The following is an 18,833-nucleotide window of genomic DNA, read 5'->3' on the forward strand; positions in this document are numbered from 1 at the left end:
TCCGTGTATCGCCTTTGCCGCCGGGCCCCGCACCGCGACAATGGCTGCGTCGGCGGGGGAGCCACGAGCCCGGCGGAGCGGGCCGCAGTGTTCACCCGGCGCATTGCTGACGGTCACACACCTCACGGCGCCTCAACACCCACGGAGCGTCAACTGAACGCTGACCCCTGCCCGCCGGAACGAGAGCGAAAGAAGTCAGCCAGTGTCGTTCCCTCCTGATCCCGCCGCCCCGCGCACGCGGACCGCGAGACGGCGCACCCGCGTCGTCCTCGCCCTGGCCATGGCACTCGGCATCGGCGCCGCGACGGTGACGACCGCTCAGGCGTCGGCCCCCGACGACGTCGTGGCGGCCCCGCACGGCGCGCCGGGCGCGGGCGCAGCGCCCCGCCTGATCCCGAGCACTCCCGGGGAGTCCATCGTCACCCGGGAGGACCGCACCCCGGTCGCACCCGGCCTGACCCTGACCCGCTTCGACCGGTTCGGGGCGAGCGGATGGGTCCGCGGACAGGTGCTCGTCGCGGACCTCGCCGACGACCGGCTGAGCGTCGACCACATCTCCTCCGGCACCGTCACGGGCAAGTCACGGGTGACCGAACAGGCCCGGCGCACCGGAGCCGTCGCCGCGATCAACGGCGACTACTTCGACATGAACGACACCGAGGCCCCCATCGGCGCCGCGGTGTCCCGGAAGGACGGTCTGGTCAACTCGCCCATCCCGGGCCGCGGTCAGGCGGTCGCCATCGGGGCCGACGGCATCGGCCGGCTCGCCCAGGTCCTCCTGGAGGGCCGGGTCACGGTCGGCGGGACGCGGACCCTCGAACTGGCGGGCGTCAACTCCCCGGTCCTGAAGGCCGGCGGCATCGGCCTGTTCACCGACCAGTGGGGTCCCTCGCCCCGCACCAAGCCCGTCAGCGGCGCCGGCCGGGTCGCCGAGGTCCGGCTGCGGGACGGCAGGGTCACCGACGTACGCACCTCCGTCGGCGGCGACCCGGTCCCCGCGGGCGACTCCGTGCTGCTCGGGCGGGAAGCGGGCGCCGACGCGCTCGCCGGACTGCGGCCCGGCGACGCCGTCGAGGTCGCCTACCGCCCGCGCGCCGACTTCGGCGAGGTGGCGGTCGCGGTCGGCGGCGGGCAGGTGCTGGTCGCGGACGGCGTGGTACGGCGCTTCACCGAGGGCGACACCGTCACCGCCACCTCGCGCACCGGTGCGGGCTTCTCCGCCGACGGCCGCACCATGTACCTGGTCGCGATCGACGGCAAGCAGACCGACAGCCGCGGCATGGACCTCAACGAACTGGGCGCCTTCATGAAAGGGCTCGGCGCCGTGGACGCCCTGAACATGGACGGCGGCGGCTCGACCACCATGGCCGCCCGCCTGCCGGGGGAGGACACGACCGGCCTGGTCAACAGCCCCTCCGACGGCTCGGAACGGCAGGTCGCCAACGGACTGGGACTGTTCGCCGCCCCAGGATCGGGCGCCGTGCACGGCTTCCGCGTCCTGCCCGCCCTGACGGCGGACGGCGCCGACCGGGTCTTGCCCGGACTGCGCCGCACCGTGCGCGCCCTCGCCCACGACGAGACGTACGCTCCCGTCTCCGCCGGCCGGGTGCACTGGCGCGCCGAGGGCGGCCGGCTGTCGGTCGACTCGCGCGAGGACGGCACCGCGGTCGTCACCGGCCGCCGCTCAGGCACCGCCCGCGTGGTGGCGTCCGCCGGGCACCGGGCCGACGGGCACAAGGAGTTGACGGTGCTGGCCCCCGCCGTGCGGATCGCCCCGAGCAGCAGCCTGGTGGCGCTCGACGGCGCCGGCAAGGAAGCGCGACTGACGGTCACGGGTTACGACGCCCTCGGCCACTCCGCCCCGATCGAGGCGTCCGACGTCCAGGTCACCGGAGGCCGGGGAATCGTCGAGGTGCGGCCCGCGGACGACGCCACGTTCACCGTGCGAGGCCTGGTCGACGGCGCCTCCGCCACCCTGCGCCTGACGGTCCGCGGGATGACCACCGACGTCGCCGTCACGGTCGGCCTGGCCGAGACGCCCTTCGCCGACCTCTCCGACGCCGCGTCGTGGACGTCCGCGCACGACCGCGCCCCCGGCGGATCGGTCGCCCCGGCGCCCGGCCACGACGGCGCGCCCGGTCTGCGGCTGACGTACGACTTCACCCGCTCCACCGCGACGCGCGGCCAGTACGCCGTCCCGCCGCTGCCGATCCCACTGCCCGGCCAGCCGCAGGCCGTCACCCTGTGGATCCACGGCGACGGCAACGGCGCCTGGCCCCGGCTCCAGTACCGCACCGGCTCCGGAGTGACCGCCAACCTCGACGGCCCCACGATCACCTGGACCGGCTGGCGCAAGGTCGAGTTCCCGGTCCCCGCCGGCACCGCCCACCCCCTGACCTTCCAGCGGATCCGGCTCCTGGAGACCAGCGCGGTCCGCTCCTACACCGGCGCCGTCACGGTGAGCGACCTACGGGTCAAGGTCGCCCCGGACGTCGAGCTGCCCGACCCGCCCGGGGTCGCCGACCCGGTCGTGGTCACCGACGGAACCGTCGGCGGCCGTCCGCTGCGGGTGGCCGTCATGTCCGACGCCCAGTTCGTCGCCCGCGCCCCGGACAGCCCGCTGGTCGAGGCGGCCCGCCGTACCCTCGCCGAGATCGCCGAGGCCCGCCCGGACCTGCTGGTCATCAACGGCGACCTCGTCGACGAGGGGTCCCCGGCGGACTTCGCCCTCGCCCGCACGCTGCTCGACGAGTTCGACGCCCGCACCGGCGGGAGCGTCCCGTGGCGTTACGTCCCCGGCAACCACGAGATCATGGGCCCGGGCTCGACCCGCAACTTCGAGGCCGAATTCGGCCCCACCACGTCCGTGTTCGACATGAAGGGCACCCGCTTCATCACCCTGGACTCCTCCACCGGCACCCTGCGCGGCGGCGGCTTCGGCCAGCTCCAGACGCTCCACGACCAGCTCGAGGCGGCGGCGGGCGACAGGTCGGTCAGCGGCGTCGTCGTCTTCCAGCACCATCCCACGGACGACCCGCTCCCGAACAAGGCCAGCCAGCTCGGCGACCGCAAGGAGGCGGCCCTGGTACGGCAGTGGCTCGCCGGCTTCCGCGCCGAGAGCCACAAGTCCGCCGCGTTCGTCGGCGCCCACGCGGGCGTCTTCGCCGCCTCCTCCGTCGACGGCGTGCCGTACCTGGTCAACGGCAACTCGGGCAAGAACCCGGCCGGCACGCCCGACGGCGGCGGCTTCACCGGCTGGACCATGCTCGGCATCGATCCGGGCCGGGGACGGATCCACGACCTGTACGACGTCCCGTCCGACGACTCCGAGAGGTGGCTGCGGGCCGAGGTGCACGCCCGTACCGACACGGTGACGCTCAACGCTCCGCAGACGCTCACCGTCGGAGAGCGGGCCGAGGCGGCGGCCACGCTCACCCAGGACGGCGCCCGGAGCGTCCCGGTGGCCTGGCCGGTTTCCGCCGACTGGAGCGGAACCCGCGTCGACGTGGCCGGGGACGGGGAGCGCGGCCACGACGGCGGAGCGCCGGTCGTCTCCTACGACCCCGTCTCGGGAACGCTCGTCGCACGCCGTGCCGGCACGGCGGTGCTACGGGTGACCGTGAACGGCGTCGGCGCCGAGCGGCGGATCACCGTGCACCGGGACTGACGTCGGGTCCGGGGCTGCTTCGACCACCGGGTTCGGCGCCCTCACGGGGGCGTCGGGCCCGGTGCCGGTTTCCCCGTCACCGGCCGTCCTGCTGGGCCCGGCACCGGCCTGTGGGAGGTGCGCGGCGATGGCGAGGCCCGCCGCCACCAGCACGACGTTCTTGATCACGTACTGTCCGGCCATGGTGGGCACCGCGACGTTCCCGTCCCACACCTCCGAACGCAGGACGACCAGCGCGGTGAACGTCCCGGCCATGTGCGCGAAGAACACCAGCAGCGTCAGGCGCGGCAGCAGCCCGGTGACCAGCCCGGCCCCGATCAGAATCTCCATCAGGGCGACGAGCGGCCGGGACACGTCGGCCGGCACGGCCCCGGAGGTCAGCTCGTGCACCACGCGGGTGGCCATGTCCTCGGCATGGCTGACGTCCGGCAGGAACTTCAGCGCCCCGAACCACACGAACAGCAGCCCCACGGACACCCGCAGCACGGTGAAGCTGTGCTGCCGGTAGCGGGCGGGGAGGGTGCGCAGACCGCTCGTGGCGGCAGAGCTCGATGGTTCGCGCGTCTCGACCGCGCTCCGCCTCCGGCTCATGCGGGCCGCCTCGAAGGAGGAGCCGCGCGCCGCCCGGACGGTTCGGGGGTGGCTGAACGTAACCGGCAGGAACTCATGAGTGCCTCCGATGAGGGGGGTGAGTCGGCGGAGGTCATGGGAGCGCTCCCATGGCTGCTCAGCGGAGCGTACGGTCAGGTGCGCGGAGCTGACAAGACACGCTGCACGGACTTTTCGGCCGGTGCCGCCCCCGCGCCTGCCGCAGCGGTTCCGGGGCATACGGGAGTCACCGAACCCGAACGGAACCGAACCGAAGTGAACCGAACCGACGTCAGGAGACCGACATGATGGCGATCATCGCAGCGGTGCTGTTCTTCATCGCGTTTCTGATCAACGCCGCGGAACTGAGCACCAACGACGTGTTCTCCTCCACGAACCTGATGCTTCTCGGCCTACTGGCGCTGGCCCTCCAGCTGGCGGGGGTGGGGGCCGGATGGCGCGGCGCCAGAAGGTGACCGCCCATGTCGCCGCCGGGGTGGGCGCGGCTCAGTGGACGGAGAACCCGCCGTCCACGCAGATCGACTGCCCGGTGACATAGGCGGAGGAACGGCTCGCGAGGAACACCGCCGCACCCGCGAAGTCCTCGGGCAGCCCGTTGCGTCCGACCATCGTGCGCCCGGCCAGCTCCGCCGCCTTCCCGGGGTCGGCGGACAGCCGGGCGTTCAGCGGCGTCATGACGATGCCGGGCACGAGGGTGTTGCAGGTGACGCCGTACGGCGACCAGGCCTCCGCCTGCGATCGGGCCAGCGACTCGAGCCCGCCCTTGGAGACGCCGTACGCCCCGCTGTCCACGAAGGCCCGGTGCGCCTGCTGGGACGTGACGTGGATGATCCGGCCGAAGCCCCGCTCGGCCATGCCGGGCCCGAAGCGCTGCCCCAGCAGGAACGGCGCCTCCAGGTTCACCGCCATGGTGGCGTCCCAGACGTCCTCGCCCAGCTCGCCCATCGGCGGACGCAGGTTGATCCCCGCGCAGTTGACCAGGATGTCCGGCTCGCCGAAGGCCCCGGCCGCCTCCTGCGCCGCCGAGCGCACGCCGTCGCGGCTGCCGAGGTCGGCGCGGACCCGGGCCGCCCGGCAGCCGTCGGCCGTCAGCTCGGCGACGGTGGCGGCCAGCCGTGCCTCCGTGCGGGCCACGACCACCACGCTCGCCCCGGCGCGCGCCAGCGCCCCGGCGATCGCCCGGCCGATGCCGGAGCTCCCGCCGGTCACCACGGCGACCAAGCCGTCCAGCGAGAACAGCCGGGAGAGGTAGGGCTGTGAGGTCATACCCGCAGCGTAACCCCCGCCCCGGCAGCCCGTCGGTCGGGGCCGGAAGGGGCGGTCCGGGGTCCCGGAAGAGGGCGGTTCGAGGCGGGACGGGGAGGATTCGGAGCCGGACGTCGCGACGCTCAGGGAGCGCCCGCCGCGACCGGCCCGCGTCCGCCTCCGCGCCGCCGGTTCATGTCGCGTCGAACAAGGCGCTCACCGACTCGCCGTTGTGGATGCGCCGGACCGCCTCCGCCAGCGCCGGGGCGATGGACAGGACGCGCAGCTTGTCCGTGTGCTCGCCCGGCGGGACCGGGACGGAGTTGGTGCACACGATCTCCAGGACGTCGGGCTGCTCGGACAGCCGCTTGAGAGCCCCCGCCGAGAACAGCCCGTGCGTACAGGCCACCCGCACCGAGCGTGCGCCCAGCTCCCGCAGCCGCTCCAGGAGTTCCAGCACGGTGCTGCCCTTGGCGATCTCGTCGTCCAGCACGATGACGTCACGGCCGGCGACGTCCCCGATGACGGAGCTGATGCTCACCCGGTCGTCGGCGAAGCGCTGCTTGGCCCCGGCCGCCACCTTCGCGCCGAGCATCCGGGCGAAGGCCGCCGCCTCCTTGGCGTTGCCCAGGTCCGGCGAGACGACGGTGGTGTTGCTCAGGTCGTAGCGGCGGAAGTGCTGCGCCAGCTCCCGCAGCGCGTGCAGATGGTCCACCGGGACCGAGAAGAACCCGTGCACCTGCGGCGAGTGCAGCGTCAGCGCCAGCACCCGGCTCGCGCCCGAGGCGACCATGAGGTCCGCGACCAGCCGGCCCCCGATCGAGATCCTCGGCGCGTCCTTCTTGTCGGAGCGGGCGTAGGCGTAGTGCGGCATCACCACCGTGATCCGCCGGGCGGACGCCCCGCGCGCGGCATCGCACATGAGCAGCAGCTCCACGAGGTGCTCCTGCACCGGAGCGACCAGCGGCTGCACCAGGAACACGTCCCGCTCACGGCAGTTGGCCTGCAACTGCACTTCCAGGCAGTCGTTCGCGAACCGGTTCACCCGCACCGGGCTCAACGGCACCCCCAGGTGCGCGCACATCTCGGCCGCCAGCTCGGGATGGGCGCTGCCACTGAACACGGCGATCTCTCGCACGACGCTCCTCTGTTGATCAATTCGGTGCAGCCACATGCTAGTGGCCCGTGGAAACCGGTCACGGTCCGGTGCGCCGCGGTGAGCCCGCCCGCGTTTGGACCGGTGGATCACGCCGTCTTTGGCTCTGTCGGCCGGTCCATGCCGGCACCAGGCTGGGACCACCTCGAACGAACCCCAGCGGAGGTCCCCCTTGAGCATCGCGTTCCTGCTCACCACCCTGATCGTGGTGGTGACCCCCGGCACCGGCGTGGTGTACACCCTCGCCGCCGGACTCGCCCACGGCCGCCGGGCGAGCCTGATCGCCGCGTTCGCCTGCACCGTCGGCATCCTGCCGCACCTGGCGGCGACCATCAGCGGCCTCGCCGCGCTGCTGCACACCAGCGCCGTCGCCTACGAGACGGTGAAGTACCTCGGCGTCGGCTACCTGCTGTACATGGCCTGGTCGACCCTGCGCGACAAGGACGCCCTGGTCGTCGAGGGCGGTGCGGAGCGGCAGCCGGCGAGCCGCGTCATCGTCTCCGGGGTGCTGCTCAATCTCCTCAACCCGAAGGTCACGATGTTCTTCGTCGCGTTCCTCCCGCAGTTCGTCCCGGCCGGCGAGTCCGGCTCCGTCGCCGCGATGCTGCGGCTCAGCGCGGTGTTCATGGCGATGACGTTCGTGGTCTTCGCCGCCTACGGGCTGTGCGCCGCCGCCGTGCGCGACCGCGTGCTGTCCCGGCCCGGGGCGATGACGGCGCTGCGCCGGGTGTTCGCGGTCTGCTTCGCGGGCATGGGCGTGCGGCTGGCGGTGGCCTGATCATGCGCTTCCGTCATGCCGACGCCATCTGGTCCGCCCACCCGCACCTCACCGTCGGCGCCCTGTACGCCGCGGGCGTCGACGCCCGCGCCGACACCGGTACGCGCGCCGCCGTGCACACCGAACGCGCCGCGGCCCGGCTGGCCCGCGCACCCGAGAGCGAGTTCCCCGAAGTGCTGGCCTGGAGGCGGGCGTTCTCCCGGATGGGACTCAAGCCGACGCAGTACCGGTGCGCCTCGGAGTCCCTGCTGCGACGGCTCAGGACCAAGGGCGACCTGCCGCGCATCCACCCCGTGGTGGACCTGTGCAACGCGATCTCCGCCGCCTACGGCGTCCCCGTCGCCGCCCTCGACGCCGACCGCATCACGGGACCGCTGCTGGAGGTGCGTCCCGCCCGCGGCGACGAGCACTACACCGCGTTCGACGGCAGCCTGGAGCACCCCGCTCCCGGGGAGGTGACGTTCGTCGACTCGGCCGGACGCTCCCACGCCCGCCGCTGGACCCACCGGCAGAGCGGTCACTCCGCGGTCGGCGAGCACACCCGCCGCATCCTCGTGGTCACCGAGGCCATGCACGACGACGGCGGGCGGATCATGCCGGACCTGCTCGGGACGATCGGCGGGGAACTGACCGCCCACTGGCCCGCCGCCCGCACCCACACGGCGATCCTCACCGCGTCCGACCCGGAGTTCGCGTTCGAGGACCGGCACGCCGCCGTATGAGAGCAGGCGCCTGCCACGCGGCTCGAGTCGGGGCGTGCGGCTGGGGCCCGGCGTGCGGCTGGAGCCCGGGTGCGCGGGCTGGGGTCCGGATGTCGGGCTCCCGCGCGAGCGCGCGCACGGCTCAGGTCCCGCGGAAGAAGCCGCGTCCCGTCACTGGCCGACGCGCCCGTCGACGCACTCGCGCAGCAGATCGGCGTGGCCGCAGTGGCGGGCGTACTCCTCGATCCGGTGCACGAGCAGTTCCCGGACCGACGTCCGGTCCTTCCCCAGGCGCTCGCCCAGGTCCGGATGGGCGGCCAGCGCCGTGTCCGTCGCGGCCTGCTCGCGCTCCAGGTCGGCGAACGCGGCGTCGACCACGGCCCGGTCGGCGACGGCGCCGTGGAAGTCCGCGTCGCGCTCGCCGTACAGCTTCGGCAGCGGATCGCCGTCGGTGATCCAGTTGCGCCAGTCCCGCTCCACCTCGGCGAGGTGGCGGACCAGGCCCAGCAGCGACATCGTGGACGGCGGCACCGACCGGCGGGCGAGCTGCTCCGGGTCCAGGCCGTCGCACTTCATCCGCAGGGTCAGGCGGTAGCCGGAGAGGAAGTCCTCCAGCGTCGCGAGCTCCCCCTCCGGACCGGGGCCCTCGGCGTGGCGGGGGTCGTGGTCCGGGTCGGTCCACATGTCGGGGTAGACGGTCGCCTGCGTCCAGCGCTCGGGTTGATCACTCATGGGCACATCGTCGTCCAGAACTCGTCCGGCTCGCCACGCCTTTACGACCGCGGCCGTGCCGCACGGGCCCGCCGCCGCGCTTGCCCTGGAGAGGACTCCAACCCGTAGGGTCGCGGCGTTCCCCCCGACAGGACGACGGCCAAGGAGAGTCGCATGAGGCACCGTGTACTGGGCGGGACCGGCATCGAGGTCAGCGCCTACTGCCTCGGCACGATGATGTTCGGTTCCGTCGGCAACACCGACCACGACGACTGCGTCGGGATCGTCCACGCCGCGCTCGACGCGGGGATCAACTTCGTCGACACCGCCGACATGTACTCGGCCGGGGAGTCGGAGACCGTCGTCGGCAAGGCGCTCAAGGGCCGCCGCGACGACGTGGTGCTCGCGACCAAGTTCCACTTCCCCATGGGCGACGGCCCCAACCGGGGCGGAAACTCCCGGCGTTGGATCGTCCGGGCGGTCGAGGACAGTCTGCGGCGGCTGGACACGGACTGGATCGACCTCTACCAGGTGCACCGGCCCGACCAGACCACGGACGTCGAGGAGACGCTGTCCGCGCTGACCGATCTCGTACGGCAGGGCAAGATCAGGGCGTTCGGCTGCTCCACGTTCCCCGCGCACGACATCGTCGAGGCGTACCACCTGGCCGACCGGCGCGGCCTCCAGCGGTTCCGCACGGAACAGCCGCCCTACTCGCTGCTCGCCCGGGGAGTGGAGCGGGACGTGCTGCCGGTGGCGCAGCGCCTCGGCATGGGGGTGCTGACCTGGAGCCCGCTGGCCTCCGGGTTCCTGACCGGCCGTTACCGCAAGGGCCGCCCGCTCGACCTGAGCAGCGGCCGCCCCACCCTGCACCCGGCCCGCTTCGACCCGGCGGCGCCGCGCACCGTGGCGAAGCTGGAGGCGGTCGAGCAGTTCGTCGCCGTGGCCGAGGAGGCCGGCTGCACGCTCCCGGAGCTGGCCGTCGCCTTCCCGCTGGCGCATTCCGCCGTCACCTCGGTGATCATCGGCCCGCGCACCATGGAGCAGCTGCGCGACACCCTCAAGGGCGCGTCCGTGACGCTGGACGACGCCGTACTCGACCGGATCGACGCCGTCGTGCCGCCCGGAACCGACGTCTACCCGCCGGACGGCGTCTGGAGCCCGCCCGCGCTGACCACGCCGGCGCTGCGGCGGCGCCCGGCGGAGTCGAGGACGGCCGCCTGATACGGGCACCGGGCCGGCGGTCGTGGACGGGCACCGGGAGCGTCGTCCGCCGGCCGGCATGACAGCATGTCCCGCGGTGAACGACGAGAGGACGGGATCTGCGGTGGCGGCCGAGTCGACGGGCGACGCACTCCCCGCCCACGGCTCCGACTTCCTCCAGCTGGACATCGGGGACGCGCCCGCCGGAGGCAAGGCGCAGTGGCTGGCGCGGCGGCTGCGGCAGGCGGTGGCCGACGGCCGGCTGGCCGTCGGCAGCAGACTGCCGCCCACCCGCGTGCTCGCCGGCGAACTGCGCGTGTCGCGCGGCGTGGTCACCGAGGCGTACCGCAGGCTCGCCGAGGAGGGCCACGTCGAGGGACGCCGACGCGGCGGCACGGTCGTCGTCGCGGCGCCGCACCTCGGTGGCGGCTCATCGGACTCCGCGGCATCGCGGCTCCGACCGGCCACGCCCGGCCCCCTGTTCGAGGGCGAGCCCGACGCCGCCGTGTTCGACGCCCTGCGCGCGACGCCCGCCCGCATCGACTTCACGCCCGGACAGCCCGACCTCGCGGCGTTCCCCCGAGCGGCCTGGCTGCGCGCCGAACGGGCCGTGCTCGCCGAGCTGTCCGCCGAGCACCTCGGCTACGGCGATCCTCGCGGCGCACCCCGACTGCGCCGGGCCGTCGCCGACTGGCTCGCACGCAGCCGCGGGATCCGGGTCGAGCCGGACGATGTGCTGATCGTCGCCGGCACCGCGCAGGCGCTCACCCTGCTCAACCCCGTCCTGCACGCGGACGGCGTCCACGCCGTGGCGGTGGAGGAACCCGGCTCCCTGGGCACCCGCCAGCACCTGCGCAACGGAGGGATGGCCACCCCGCCCGTGCCCGTGGACGAGCACGGCGTACGCGTCGACGCGCTGCGCGCCACCGGCGCCGGCGCCGTACTCCTCACGCCCGCCCACCAGTTCCCCACCGGTGTGGTGACCAGTGGTGAGCGCCGCCGCGAGCTGCTGCGCTGGGCCCGGGACGGCGGGCTGATCGTGGAGGACGACTACGACGCCGAGCACCGCTACGACCGGTCGCCGGTGCCCGCGCTGCGCGCCCTGGTCGCCGAGCAGGTCTGCTACACGGGGAGCGTCTCCAAACTGCTCGCGCCCGCCCTGCGGACCGGCTGGATGGTGCCGCCGCCCCGCCACCGCGACGCGCTGACCGAGGCCAAGCGCTTCACCGACCTGGGCAACGCCGTGCTGCCCCAGCTGGTGCTGGCCCGGCTGATGGAGTCCGGCGACCTGGAACGGCATCTGCGGCTGCTGCGGGGCCGGCACCGGCGACGCCGCGACGCGATGATCGCCGCGCTCCGCGCGCACCTGCCCGGCGCGGTCGTGCACGGCGCGGCGGCCGGCCTGCACCTGACCGTCACGTACGGGCCCGACGTCCCGGACACCGCACTGGCCGCCGCCGCACTCGCCCGCGGCGTGAAGTGCCAGCCCCTGTCGTGGCACCGGCAACTGCCCGGCCGCCCCGGCCTGGTCCTCGGCTACGCGGCCACCCCGCCCGGCGTCATCCCCGACGGGATCGCCGCCCTGGGAGAGGCGCTGCGCGGTCTGGCCTGACGGCGTCGCCCCGGCGCCGGGGCCCGCCGATTGACGGATTGGCGCCCGCCGGAGGTGGGCAGGGAGCCCTCCAGTACGTGTCATGAGCACGCCTACCTTCCCCCACAAGGAGGTCGACCATGCACTCACGCACCTTCGTCCATGGCCTCACCGCCGCGCTCACCGCCGTCCTCACCCTGGCCGGCGGCCAGGCCTATGCGGCGGCGACCGGACCGGACGCCCAGCCCCTCGCGGCCCGCGTCGTCACCTACGACGCCAGCGCGTCGGCCGAGTTCAGGGCCGCCGTCGACCGGGGCGCCGCCATCTGGAACGAGACGGTGGACAACGTCGAACTGCGCCCGGTCGCCGCCGGCCAGCGCGCCAACATCCGCGTCATCGCCGACAACGGCTGGCCCCGCGCCCTGACCACCTCGCTCGGCAACGGCACGGTCTACATCGGCCGGCAGGCGACCAGCCAGGGCTACAACACGGTCCGGATCTCGTCCCACGAACTCGGCCACATCCTCGGCCTCCCGGACCGCAAGCCCGGACCGTGCAGCAGCCTGATGTCCGGTTCGAGCGCCGGCGTCTCCTGCACCAACCCGTACCCGAACGCGGCCGAACGGGCCGAGGTCGAGGACAACTTCGCCTTCGGCCTGACCAACTCGGTGTCCTCCACGCGCCCCTTGCTCACGGTGGACTGACCGCGCGGACGCGCGGGGACGGCCGCGTCGTCGTCCCCGCGCATCCGCCGCCGCCCCGCGATCAGCCGGTCAGCGGCTCCCACCGGTCCTCCAGATCAGGGCGGACGCTGCTGAGCCACACCAGCGTCCCGCCGATCAGCCCCGGCTTGTCCCCGGCGGCCAGTTCGGGGGCCTCCAGCGCGTCGGCGGCCTCCTCGAGGTAGGTGACCAGCGTGTCCACCTCCTCGCCGGGAGGCTCGTCGAACCGTGACCACCGGCCCAGGCGGCCGGTCGCGGCGTCGAGATACAGGCCGTACACCGTGTCGGCGGGACTGAGCGAGACCACCGGAATCCAGGTCGGCCGCCACGCGACGACACGCTCCTCTTCGGGGAGGCGGGCGTTGCGGACGTCGAGGTCGGTCTGGACGTCGGTCTGCAGCCGGTGCACGGCCTCCACCGACTCCAGCGGCATCAGGGCCATGTTGCCCGGAAGGCAACCCCAGCCGTCCGACCCGTCGTCACCGGCGGTCAGCATCCACAGGACGCGCAGCTCGACGGGTATCCGGACGCCGAGGGCGCTCTCCAGCGCCGCGATCTCCGCGGCACCGGCCCCGGCGCGGAGCGCGGCGTACGAGTCGGGGGCGTGGTCGCGGAGCCGGCGCGAGATGCGGTACCAGGCGTCGGCGATCTGCCGCACGGCGACCGCGGCGCCGGCGGGATCGACGGGCGGCGCCTCGCCCCGCCCGCCCTGCCCCTGCTCCTCCTCTTCCCCCTGCCCGTCCGGGGCCTCGGGGGAGGGGACGGCCTCGAGATACCGGATCTCGATCCGGTCCGGCTCACGGATGTACCCGACGTACAGGTCGGGACAGTCCTCGAACATGCCGCCGTCGACGGTCACGGTCAGAATGCCGGGCAGATCCGAGGGCCGGCCCATGTCGGGGTCGTCGGCCAACTGCCCGGCGAGTGCCTTCAGCGCGTAGGGGGCGTCGGCGCCGAGCCGGGCGGCGGTGTCGCGCAACAACGGGTCGATCTCGATGCGCACGGCTTCCTGCTTCCTAGGGTGGGATGTCGGGTGTCGCGGTGGGATGTCGAGGATCGCCGCCCAACGTAGTCGGAGCCACTGACAGGCTCCGATCCGGTGACTGCCCGGCGACCGGGGCTCCGTCGCCTCGCGGACCTCGCGGCGAAGAAGCGGGGCGGAGCGGATCGTCGCCACCCGGCGCGGCCGGAAGGGCGGCCGCCGCGAGCGCCCCTGGGCGGCCCGCCGTGGCGCAGTTGAGTAGGAACACTCAGGCGGCGGGTCGGGGGCCCGGGCGAGGATGATGATCGTCATCGCCCGGACCCCTGGAGAACCCTCATGCTCAGCGACCTCGCGGACGTACTGGTGCCGGCCTGCGGCCGTCTCACGGTGACCACGGACCCGGACGCCGACTTCGCACCCGGCAGCATCGTCGCCGCGAACCACACCTCGCTCGCCGACCCGGCCGTCGTCCTGGCCGCCCTGCACCGCCTCGGCGTCCGGCCGGTGGTCATGGCCGCCGCCGGACTGTGGCGCGCTCCGGTCCTCGGCCGCGCGCTGGCCCGCGAGGGCCACATACCGGTCCACCGCAACGACCCGCGCGCCGCCCGCGCGCTCGACCTCGCCGCCGACGCGCTGGACAGCGGCCGCCTGGTCCTCATCTACGCCGAGGGCGGCATCCCCACCCGCAGGGACGCCGCCGAGGCCGAGCCCCGCCCCTTCCGCAGCGGTCTGTCCCGGCTCGCGGAACGCACCGGCGCCCCCATCGTCCCGGTCGGCCAGGCCGGCGCCCGCAGGATCACCTCCGGCGGTGCGGTCAAGCAGCTCGCGGGCGTGCTCACCGCGCCACTGCGCCGCCCGCGCCTGCACGTCCACGTGGGCGCGCCGCTGAAGCCGGCCGGCGACCGCGCGGCGCGCACCGCGCAGGCGCACGCCGCGGTGACGGCCGCCTGGCGCGTGGCCGCGGCGGGCCGGGGCGAGCACACGGCTCTGGCGGCCTGACGTCCACGGCCGCTTCGGTGGGATGTCCGGCACTCGAACCGCTCGACGCGCAGGGGGTGGACACCGCGTCGTCCCGGTCGAAGCCCCGCGCCGGGTCCGGGGGGCCACCACCGCGCCGTCCTGCGGGAACCCGTCGCCGATCCCCCTGGCATGCGTCCCTGGGCGAGGTCCTACTGAGCCACCCCCGACAGCAGCCAGCGCCGCACCGAGACCTCGATCAGCACCCGCTCCGCGCCGGGGCGGTGCGCAGCCGCGGCGTCCCAGCCGTACTTCACGGCGAAGGCCGCCGTGACCTCCTCGGGGAACCGCCCCCGGTGCACGACGGCGTCCCCCTCGGCCACGACGGGATGCCGGCCGTCCTCCAACGCCAGGGAGACCCGAGGACGCCGCTCGGCATTGCGGACCTTCACCGACCCGGAGTCCGCGCCGATCCACCAGCGGCCCCGCAGGAACACGAACCTGACCGGCGTCACATGGGGCGATCCGTCCTGCCGCACCGTGCACAGCCAGGCGTTCCTCTCCCGGGACAGCCGGTCGCGCATGGCCGTGCCGGTGAACGCGGTTTCACTCATGCCCCCATCCCACCGCAGACGCCCGCCGCAATGCCTCGGTCCCGCGACCCGGGCGCCTGCGACCTGCGGCCTAGGTCCACGGGCCTCCGACGCCGCTCGGGGCGCCGGAGGCCCGACGACGCCAGGGGCGGGGAAACAGGGTCCCCGCCGGTCCCGTCAGGGGCGGGCGTACGGCCGGGTCATGATCTCCATGTTGTGGCCGTCGGGGTCGTCGAAGTAGGCGCCGCGGCCGCCGAACAGGCGGTTGACCCGCCCGGGTTCGGTGTGGTCCGGGTCGGCGTAGTAGGTGACGCCGGCCGCCTCCAGGCGGGCGACCATGGCGTCGAAGTGCTCGTCGGGCACCAGGAAGGCGTAGTGCTGCCCCTGGATCGGCTCGTCGCGCTTCTCGTAGTAGTCGAGCGTCACGCCGTTGCCGAGGTCGACCGGCAGGAACGGGCCGAACGGCGCGGCCACCTCCAGGCCGAGGATCGTGGCGAGGAACTCGGCGGAGCGCTGCCGGTCGCTCGCGAAGACGACGGTGTGGTTCAACTGGACGTGCGGGTACTGCTGCTCGTCGGACATGGGTGGGGCCTCTCCGGTCTCGGGATCCGCTGGAACGGCGCCGCAGGGGCGCCGGGAACGAGGACGCGGTGGGCAGGGGCGGGCCTCTCGCCCGCCTCGGGCTCACGCCGAGGCCGGGAGCCCCACTCGTGCTTGGCCCAAGGCCGACCCGGCAGTCACCCGGCCGACCTTAGTGATCGTCGAGGGCCGGGGCAACCGTGTTCACGGCCTGCCGGCCGGTGGGCCCGCCCGGGCTCGGAAGCGTGTTCCCCCGGCGACGGGGCATGCGGTGTCCCACGGACCAACCGGTCCGGCGTCCGCATCCCCACTCCGGAGGCATCTCATGATGGTCGTCGGCATCATCGCCGTGTGCGTGGTCATCGCCGTTCTGGCGTTTCTCGTCCCGCGCCTGTCCCGGCACCCGCAGAACGGCGCCCAGCGCACCCTCGGCATCGGGTCCTGGGCAGGGTCCAAGGCGCCGGGTCCGCTCGGCCGCCTCTTCAGCAAGCCGTTCCGCTCCAGCTCCCGCGCGGTGGGCCGCAGCGGTTCCGCGGGGCGCCGGGCGCGTGGCCGACTGCCGTTCTGACGTCGGGCGCCCGGCGCGGAGCCGCTGGAGGACGGGGCTCACGGCACGGTGATCACGGCCTTGCCGCGGGCGTGGCCCCCTTCCAGGTGGCGCAGCCCCTCGGCCGCGTCGGCCAGGGCGTAGGTCCGGTCGACGACGGGGGAGAGCTCGCCGGCCTCGACCAGGGCGGCGACGGCCGACAGGTCCTCGTGGATCGGCCCGTCCGGGGCCGCCGGCAGGATCACCTTCAGCCGCTGCCGTCGCACGACCACGCCGGTCGCGAGCACGCCCAGCATGGAACCCACCGCGCCGAGGACATGGCCGGGTGAGCCGCCCCCGTTGGCCACCAGCGTCCCTGTCGGCGCGAGCGCGCGGCGCAGCCGGCGCAGCGGCCGGTTGCCCACGTTGTCCAGGATGACGTCGTAGCGCACGCGCCCCTCGGTGAAATCCTCGTGTGCGTAGTCGATGACGTGAGCGGCCCCCAACGAGCGCACCAGTTCGGTGTTGCCGGCGCTGCACACCCCCGTGACCTCGGCGCCAAGGCCCGCGGCCAGCTGCACGGCGAACGTGCCCACGCCCCCGGCGGCCCCGTTGACCAGTACCCGCTGCCCGGCCCGCGCCCCGCCCACGGTGCGGATGCCGCGCAGGGCCGTCACCGCCCCCATCGGCAGGGCGGCGGCCTGCTCGAAGCCCAGGCGCGCGGGCTTGGGCACCAGCAGATCCGCGGTGGTGCAGGCGTACTCGGCGAAGGAACCCGGACAAAAGCCCAGCACCTCGTCGCCGGGCCGCAGCCCGCGCACGTCGGAGCCGACCGCCTCCACCTCCCCGGCCGCATCGATTCCGGCCACCCGGGACTTCGGCCGGGTCAGCCCCACGGCTCCCATGAGCCGCGCCACATACGGGTCGCCGCGCAGCAGGTGCCAGTCGTACGGGTTGAGCGCGGCGGCGCGCACCCGCACCAGCACCTGGCCCGGCCCGGGTTCGGGCCGGTCGACCTCCGCCAGCCGCAGGACGTCCGGCGGGCCGAACCTCTCCTGGACGATCGCCTTCATCGGGCTCCCCCTCACCTCCGGCCGCCGACGGCCGACGGCCCGGCTGGATGAGCGTAGTGCCGCAACGACCCCCGCCACAGGGACGGTTCGAGGGGCGATACACGCGGCTGCGTGCCGTGCCGGAAGTGCTGGACGCGTTGACGGGGGCGCGGGGAGAACCTATCTTCTGGCCGACGTGACGAACCATGTTCGAAATCCCGACCCGAAGTGTGGACGCCCGTCGGCGCCCGTGAGCGGGTCGTATCTCCGCCCCCCACCCAGAGGGAGTAGCCCCGTGAGCCCTGCGCCCACCCGCCGAACCGTCCTCGGCGCGATGGCCGGCGCTGCCGCCGCCACCGTCGCCGGCGACCCGTCCGGTACCGCCCACGCCGCCGCTCCGGCGTCCCCCGGCGTGACGTACACCAACAGCCTCGCGGAGCAGCGGGCCGACCCGCACATCTGGAAGCACACCGACGGCTTCTACTACTTCACGGCCACCGTGCCCGCGTACGACCGGATCGTGCTGCGCCGCGCCACCACCATCCAGGGGCTCTCCTCGGCCCCCGAGACGACCATCTGGACCAAGCACGCCGACGGCCCGATGGGCGCCCACATCTGGGCTCCGGAGATCCACTCCATCGACGGCAAGTGGTACGTCTACTTCGCCGCCGGGGACGCCGGCGACGTCTGGAGGATCCGGCCGTACGTCCTGGAATGCGCCGCCGCGAACCCGCTGACCGGCGCCTGGACGGAGCGAGGCCGCATCGCCCTGCCGCTCGACACCTTCTCCCTGGACGCGACGACCTTCGTCGTCAACGGCGTCCGCTACCTCGCGTGGGCGCAGAACGACCCGGCCGTCGGCCCCGGCACCAACCTCTACCTCGCGCGGATGTCCAGCCCGTGGGCCATCACCGGCACGCCGGTCATGCTCAGCAGGCCGACCGCCTCGTGGGAGACCGCCGGAGGCCAGACGGTCAACGAGGGCCCGGCGGTGATCCAGCGGGGCGGCAGGGTCTTCATGACCTTCTCGGCCAGCGCCACCGACGCCAACTACTGCATGGGCCTGCTGACGGCGTCCGCCTCGGCGAACCTCCTCGACCCGGCGTCGTGGACCAAGAACGCGGGCCCGGTCTTCGCCGGCAACACGGCCACCGGCCAGTACGGCCCGGGACACAACCAGTTCACGGTCTCCGAGGACGGCAGGTCCGACATCCTCGTCTACCACGACCGCGGCTACCGGGACATCAGCGGCGACCCGCTCCGGGACCCCAACCGCCGCACCCGCGTCCAGAAGCTCTACTGGAAGGCCGACGGCACCCCCGACTTCGGCATCCCGGTCGCGGACGGCGTCACCCCGATCAGGCTCTCCTCCTACAACTTCCCCGAACGATTCGTCCGGCACTGGGAGTTCCGCGCCCGGACCGACGCGAACGTCGCCCCGCTGGCCGACTCCCAGTTCCGGGTCGTCACCGGACTGGCCGGCGGCGGCTCGATCTCCCTGGAGTCGGCCAACTTCCCCGGCCACTTCCTGCGCCACCGCGACTTCGAGGTGTGGCTGGAGAAGAACGACGGGACGGCCCTGTTCCGCGGGGACGCGTCCTGGACGGCCCGGCCGGGGCTCGCCGACCCCGCCGGAGTCTCCTACGAGTCGGCCAACTCACCGGGCCGCTACATCCGCCACTACAACCACCTGCTGCACGTCCAGACCCCCGGCACCGCGACCGACCGGGCCGACGCCACCTTCCACACCCAGTGAACCGC

Annotated in this window: 18 protein-coding genes; 10 read left to right on the forward strand and 8 right to left on the reverse strand. The window is 73.9% G+C overall.

What is annotated here, in order from left to right; translation table 11 throughout:
- Positions 1-202: 202 nt before the first annotated feature.
- Entirely contained in the window at positions 203-3,667 is a 3,465-nt protein-coding gene (locus tag ACZ6KF_RS16405; protein WP_469176933.1) for a phosphodiester glycosidase family protein, read from the forward strand.
- Here ACZ6KF_RS16405 and ACZ6KF_RS16410 read toward each other — a convergent pair.
- On the reverse strand, positions 3,608-4,258 hold the full coding sequence (locus tag ACZ6KF_RS16410) for a DoxX family protein (RefSeq protein WP_469176935.1): 651 nt from the start codon (positions 4,256-4,258) through the stop codon (positions 3,608-3,610). The genes ACZ6KF_RS16405 and ACZ6KF_RS16410 overlap by 60 nt on opposite strands.
- A 302-nt stretch (positions 4,259-4,560) precedes the next feature.
- Between ACZ6KF_RS16410 and ACZ6KF_RS16415 the strand changes: the two genes are divergently transcribed.
- Entirely contained in the window at positions 4,561-4,731 is a 171-nt protein-coding gene (locus ACZ6KF_RS16415) for a hypothetical protein (RefSeq protein WP_356628597.1), read from the forward strand.
- A gap of 31 nt (positions 4,732-4,762) precedes the next feature.
- Here the strand turns inward: ACZ6KF_RS16415 and ACZ6KF_RS16420 are convergent, their stop codons facing one another.
- The gene (locus ACZ6KF_RS16420) at positions 4,763-5,542 is read right to left on the reverse strand and encodes an SDR family NAD(P)-dependent oxidoreductase (protein WP_356628599.1); all 780 of its coding nucleotides are present in this window, start codon (positions 5,540-5,542) and stop codon (positions 4,763-4,765) included.
- A 172-nt stretch (positions 5,543-5,714) separates the two neighbouring features.
- Positions 5,715-6,659, reverse strand: coding sequence for a ribose-phosphate diphosphokinase (locus ACZ6KF_RS16425; protein ID WP_356628601.1), 945 nt, complete (start codon positions 6,657-6,659; stop codon positions 5,715-5,717).
- A 190-nt stretch (positions 6,660-6,849) separates the two neighbouring features.
- Here ACZ6KF_RS16425 and ACZ6KF_RS16430 point away from each other — a divergent pair, with 190 nt between their 5' ends.
- On the forward strand, positions 6,850-7,455 hold the full coding sequence (locus ACZ6KF_RS16430; protein WP_356628603.1) for a LysE family translocator: 606 nt from the start codon (positions 6,850-6,852) through the stop codon (positions 7,453-7,455).
- A 2-nt stretch (positions 7,456-7,457) separates the two neighbouring features.
- Positions 7,458-8,177: a B3/B4 domain-containing protein gene (locus ACZ6KF_RS16435; RefSeq protein ID WP_356628605.1), complete on the forward strand. Its 720-nt coding sequence runs from the start codon at positions 7,458-7,460 to the stop codon at positions 8,175-8,177.
- Positions 8,178-8,327: 150 nt separating this feature from the next.
- Here the strand turns inward: ACZ6KF_RS16435 and ACZ6KF_RS16440 are convergent, their stop codons facing one another.
- Positions 8,328-8,888 (reverse strand): DinB family protein, encoded by a 561-nt coding sequence (locus ACZ6KF_RS16440; protein WP_469176938.1) that lies wholly within the window; start codon positions 8,886-8,888, stop codon positions 8,328-8,330.
- A gap of 153 nt (positions 8,889-9,041) precedes the next feature.
- Between ACZ6KF_RS16440 and ACZ6KF_RS16445 the strand changes: the two genes are divergently transcribed.
- The 3 genes from ACZ6KF_RS16445 (at position 9,042) to ACZ6KF_RS16455 (ending at position 12,365) form a co-directional block, all read left to right on the forward strand.
- Positions 9,042-10,091 (forward strand): aldo/keto reductase, encoded by a 1,050-nt coding sequence (locus ACZ6KF_RS16445; RefSeq protein WP_469238969.1) that lies wholly within the window; start codon positions 9,042-9,044, stop codon positions 10,089-10,091.
- A 76-nt stretch (positions 10,092-10,167) separates the two neighbouring features.
- Complete coding sequence (gene pdxR, locus ACZ6KF_RS16450; RefSeq protein WP_469176942.1) at positions 10,168-11,682, forward strand: MocR-like pyridoxine biosynthesis transcription factor PdxR; 1,515 nt, start codon at positions 10,168-10,170, stop codon at positions 11,680-11,682.
- Between the two features lie 119 nt (positions 11,683-11,801).
- The gene (locus ACZ6KF_RS16455; RefSeq protein ID WP_356628613.1) at positions 11,802-12,365 is read left to right on the forward strand and encodes a snapalysin family zinc-dependent metalloprotease; all 564 of its coding nucleotides are present in this window, start codon (positions 11,802-11,804) and stop codon (positions 12,363-12,365) included.
- A 61-nt stretch (positions 12,366-12,426) separates the two neighbouring features.
- On the opposite strand, the gene ACZ6KF_RS16460 is transcribed toward ACZ6KF_RS16455, so the two are convergent.
- Positions 12,427-13,386, reverse strand: coding sequence for an SMI1/KNR4 family protein (locus ACZ6KF_RS16460; RefSeq protein ID WP_469238971.1), 960 nt, complete (start codon positions 13,384-13,386; stop codon positions 12,427-12,429).
- 315 nt (positions 13,387-13,701) lie between these two features.
- On the opposite strand from ACZ6KF_RS16460, the gene ACZ6KF_RS16465 reads away from it, so the two are divergent.
- Positions 13,702-14,364, forward strand: coding sequence for a lysophospholipid acyltransferase family protein (locus ACZ6KF_RS16465; RefSeq protein WP_356628616.1), 663 nt, complete (start codon positions 13,702-13,704; stop codon positions 14,362-14,364).
- A gap of 170 nt (positions 14,365-14,534) precedes the next feature.
- Here the strand turns inward: ACZ6KF_RS16465 and ACZ6KF_RS16470 are convergent, their stop codons facing one another.
- Together ACZ6KF_RS16470 and ACZ6KF_RS16475 are read right to left on the reverse strand one after the other, a co-directional pair.
- On the reverse strand, positions 14,535-14,936 hold the full coding sequence (locus ACZ6KF_RS16470) for a pyridoxamine 5'-phosphate oxidase family protein (protein WP_469176946.1): 402 nt from the start codon (positions 14,934-14,936) through the stop codon (positions 14,535-14,537).
- A gap of 156 nt (positions 14,937-15,092) precedes the next feature.
- Positions 15,093-15,497: a VOC family protein gene (locus tag ACZ6KF_RS16475; RefSeq protein ID WP_469159243.1), complete on the reverse strand. Its 405-nt coding sequence runs from the start codon at positions 15,495-15,497 to the stop codon at positions 15,093-15,095.
- Positions 15,498-15,819: 322 nt separating this feature from the next.
- Here ACZ6KF_RS16475 and ACZ6KF_RS16480 point away from each other — a divergent pair, with 322 nt between their 5' ends.
- The gene (locus ACZ6KF_RS16480; protein ID WP_469238973.1) at positions 15,820-16,062 is read left to right on the forward strand and encodes a DUF6411 family protein; all 243 of its coding nucleotides are present in this window, start codon (positions 15,820-15,822) and stop codon (positions 16,060-16,062) included.
- A 38-nt stretch (positions 16,063-16,100) separates the two neighbouring features.
- Here ACZ6KF_RS16480 and ACZ6KF_RS16485 read toward each other — a convergent pair whose 3' ends face one another.
- A complete protein-coding gene (locus ACZ6KF_RS16485; RefSeq protein WP_469238975.1) occupies positions 16,101-17,093 on the reverse strand; it encodes an NAD(P)-dependent alcohol dehydrogenase in 993 nt (330 codons plus the stop codon).
- Between the two features lie 313 nt (positions 17,094-17,406).
- Here ACZ6KF_RS16485 and ACZ6KF_RS16490 point away from each other — a divergent pair, with 313 nt between their 5' ends.
- On the forward strand, positions 17,407-18,828 hold the full coding sequence (locus ACZ6KF_RS16490; protein WP_469239074.1) for a family 43 glycosylhydrolase: 1,422 nt from the start codon (positions 17,407-17,409) through the stop codon (positions 18,826-18,828).
- Positions 18,829-18,833: the final 5 nt, after the last annotated feature.

The organism is Streptomyces sp. NPDC046379 (genome assembly GCF_055587785.1).

What these genes read in the sequence shown, in the direction of transcription:
- ACZ6KF_RS16410 (WP_469176935.1), bottom strand. Translation starts at nt 4,258, where the DNA reads ATGAGCCGGAGGCGGAGCGCGGTCGAGACGCGCGAACCATCGAGCTCT.
- ACZ6KF_RS16415 (WP_356628597.1), top strand. Translation starts at nt 4,561, where the DNA reads ATGATGGCGATCATCGCAGCGGTGCTGTTCTTCATCGCGTTTCTGATC.
- ACZ6KF_RS16420 (WP_356628599.1), bottom strand. Translation starts at nt 5,542, where the DNA reads ATGACCTCACAGCCCTACCTCTCCCGGCTGTTCTCGCTGGACGGCTTG.
- ACZ6KF_RS16435 (WP_356628605.1), top strand. Translation starts at nt 7,458, where the DNA reads ATGCGCTTCCGTCATGCCGACGCCATCTGGTCCGCCCACCCGCACCTC.
- ACZ6KF_RS16440 (WP_469176938.1), bottom strand. Translation starts at nt 8,888, where the DNA reads ATGAGTGATCAACCCGAGCGCTGGACGCAGGCGACCGTCTACCCCGAC.
- ACZ6KF_RS16445 (WP_469238969.1), top strand. Translation starts at nt 9,042, where the DNA reads ATGAGGCACCGTGTACTGGGCGGGACCGGCATCGAGGTCAGCGCCTAC.
- ACZ6KF_RS16455 (WP_356628613.1), top strand. Translation starts at nt 11,802, where the DNA reads ATGCACTCACGCACCTTCGTCCATGGCCTCACCGCCGCGCTCACCGCC.
- ACZ6KF_RS16465 (WP_356628616.1), top strand. Translation starts at nt 13,702, where the DNA reads ATGCTCAGCGACCTCGCGGACGTACTGGTGCCGGCCTGCGGCCGTCTC.
- ACZ6KF_RS16470 (WP_469176946.1), bottom strand. Translation starts at nt 14,936, where the DNA reads ATGAGTGAAACCGCGTTCACCGGCACGGCCATGCGCGACCGGCTGTCC.
- ACZ6KF_RS16475 (WP_469159243.1), bottom strand. Translation starts at nt 15,497, where the DNA reads ATGTCCGACGAGCAGCAGTACCCGCACGTCCAGTTGAACCACACCGTC.
- ACZ6KF_RS16480 (WP_469238973.1), top strand. Translation starts at nt 15,820, where the DNA reads ATGATGGTCGTCGGCATCATCGCCGTGTGCGTGGTCATCGCCGTTCTG.
- ACZ6KF_RS16485 (WP_469238975.1), bottom strand. Translation starts at nt 17,093, where the DNA reads ATGAAGGCGATCGTCCAGGAGAGGTTCGGCCCGCCGGACGTCCTGCGG.
- ACZ6KF_RS16490 (WP_469239074.1), top strand. Translation starts at nt 17,407, where the DNA reads ATGGCCGGCGCTGCCGCCGCCACCGTCGCCGGCGACCCGTCCGGTACC.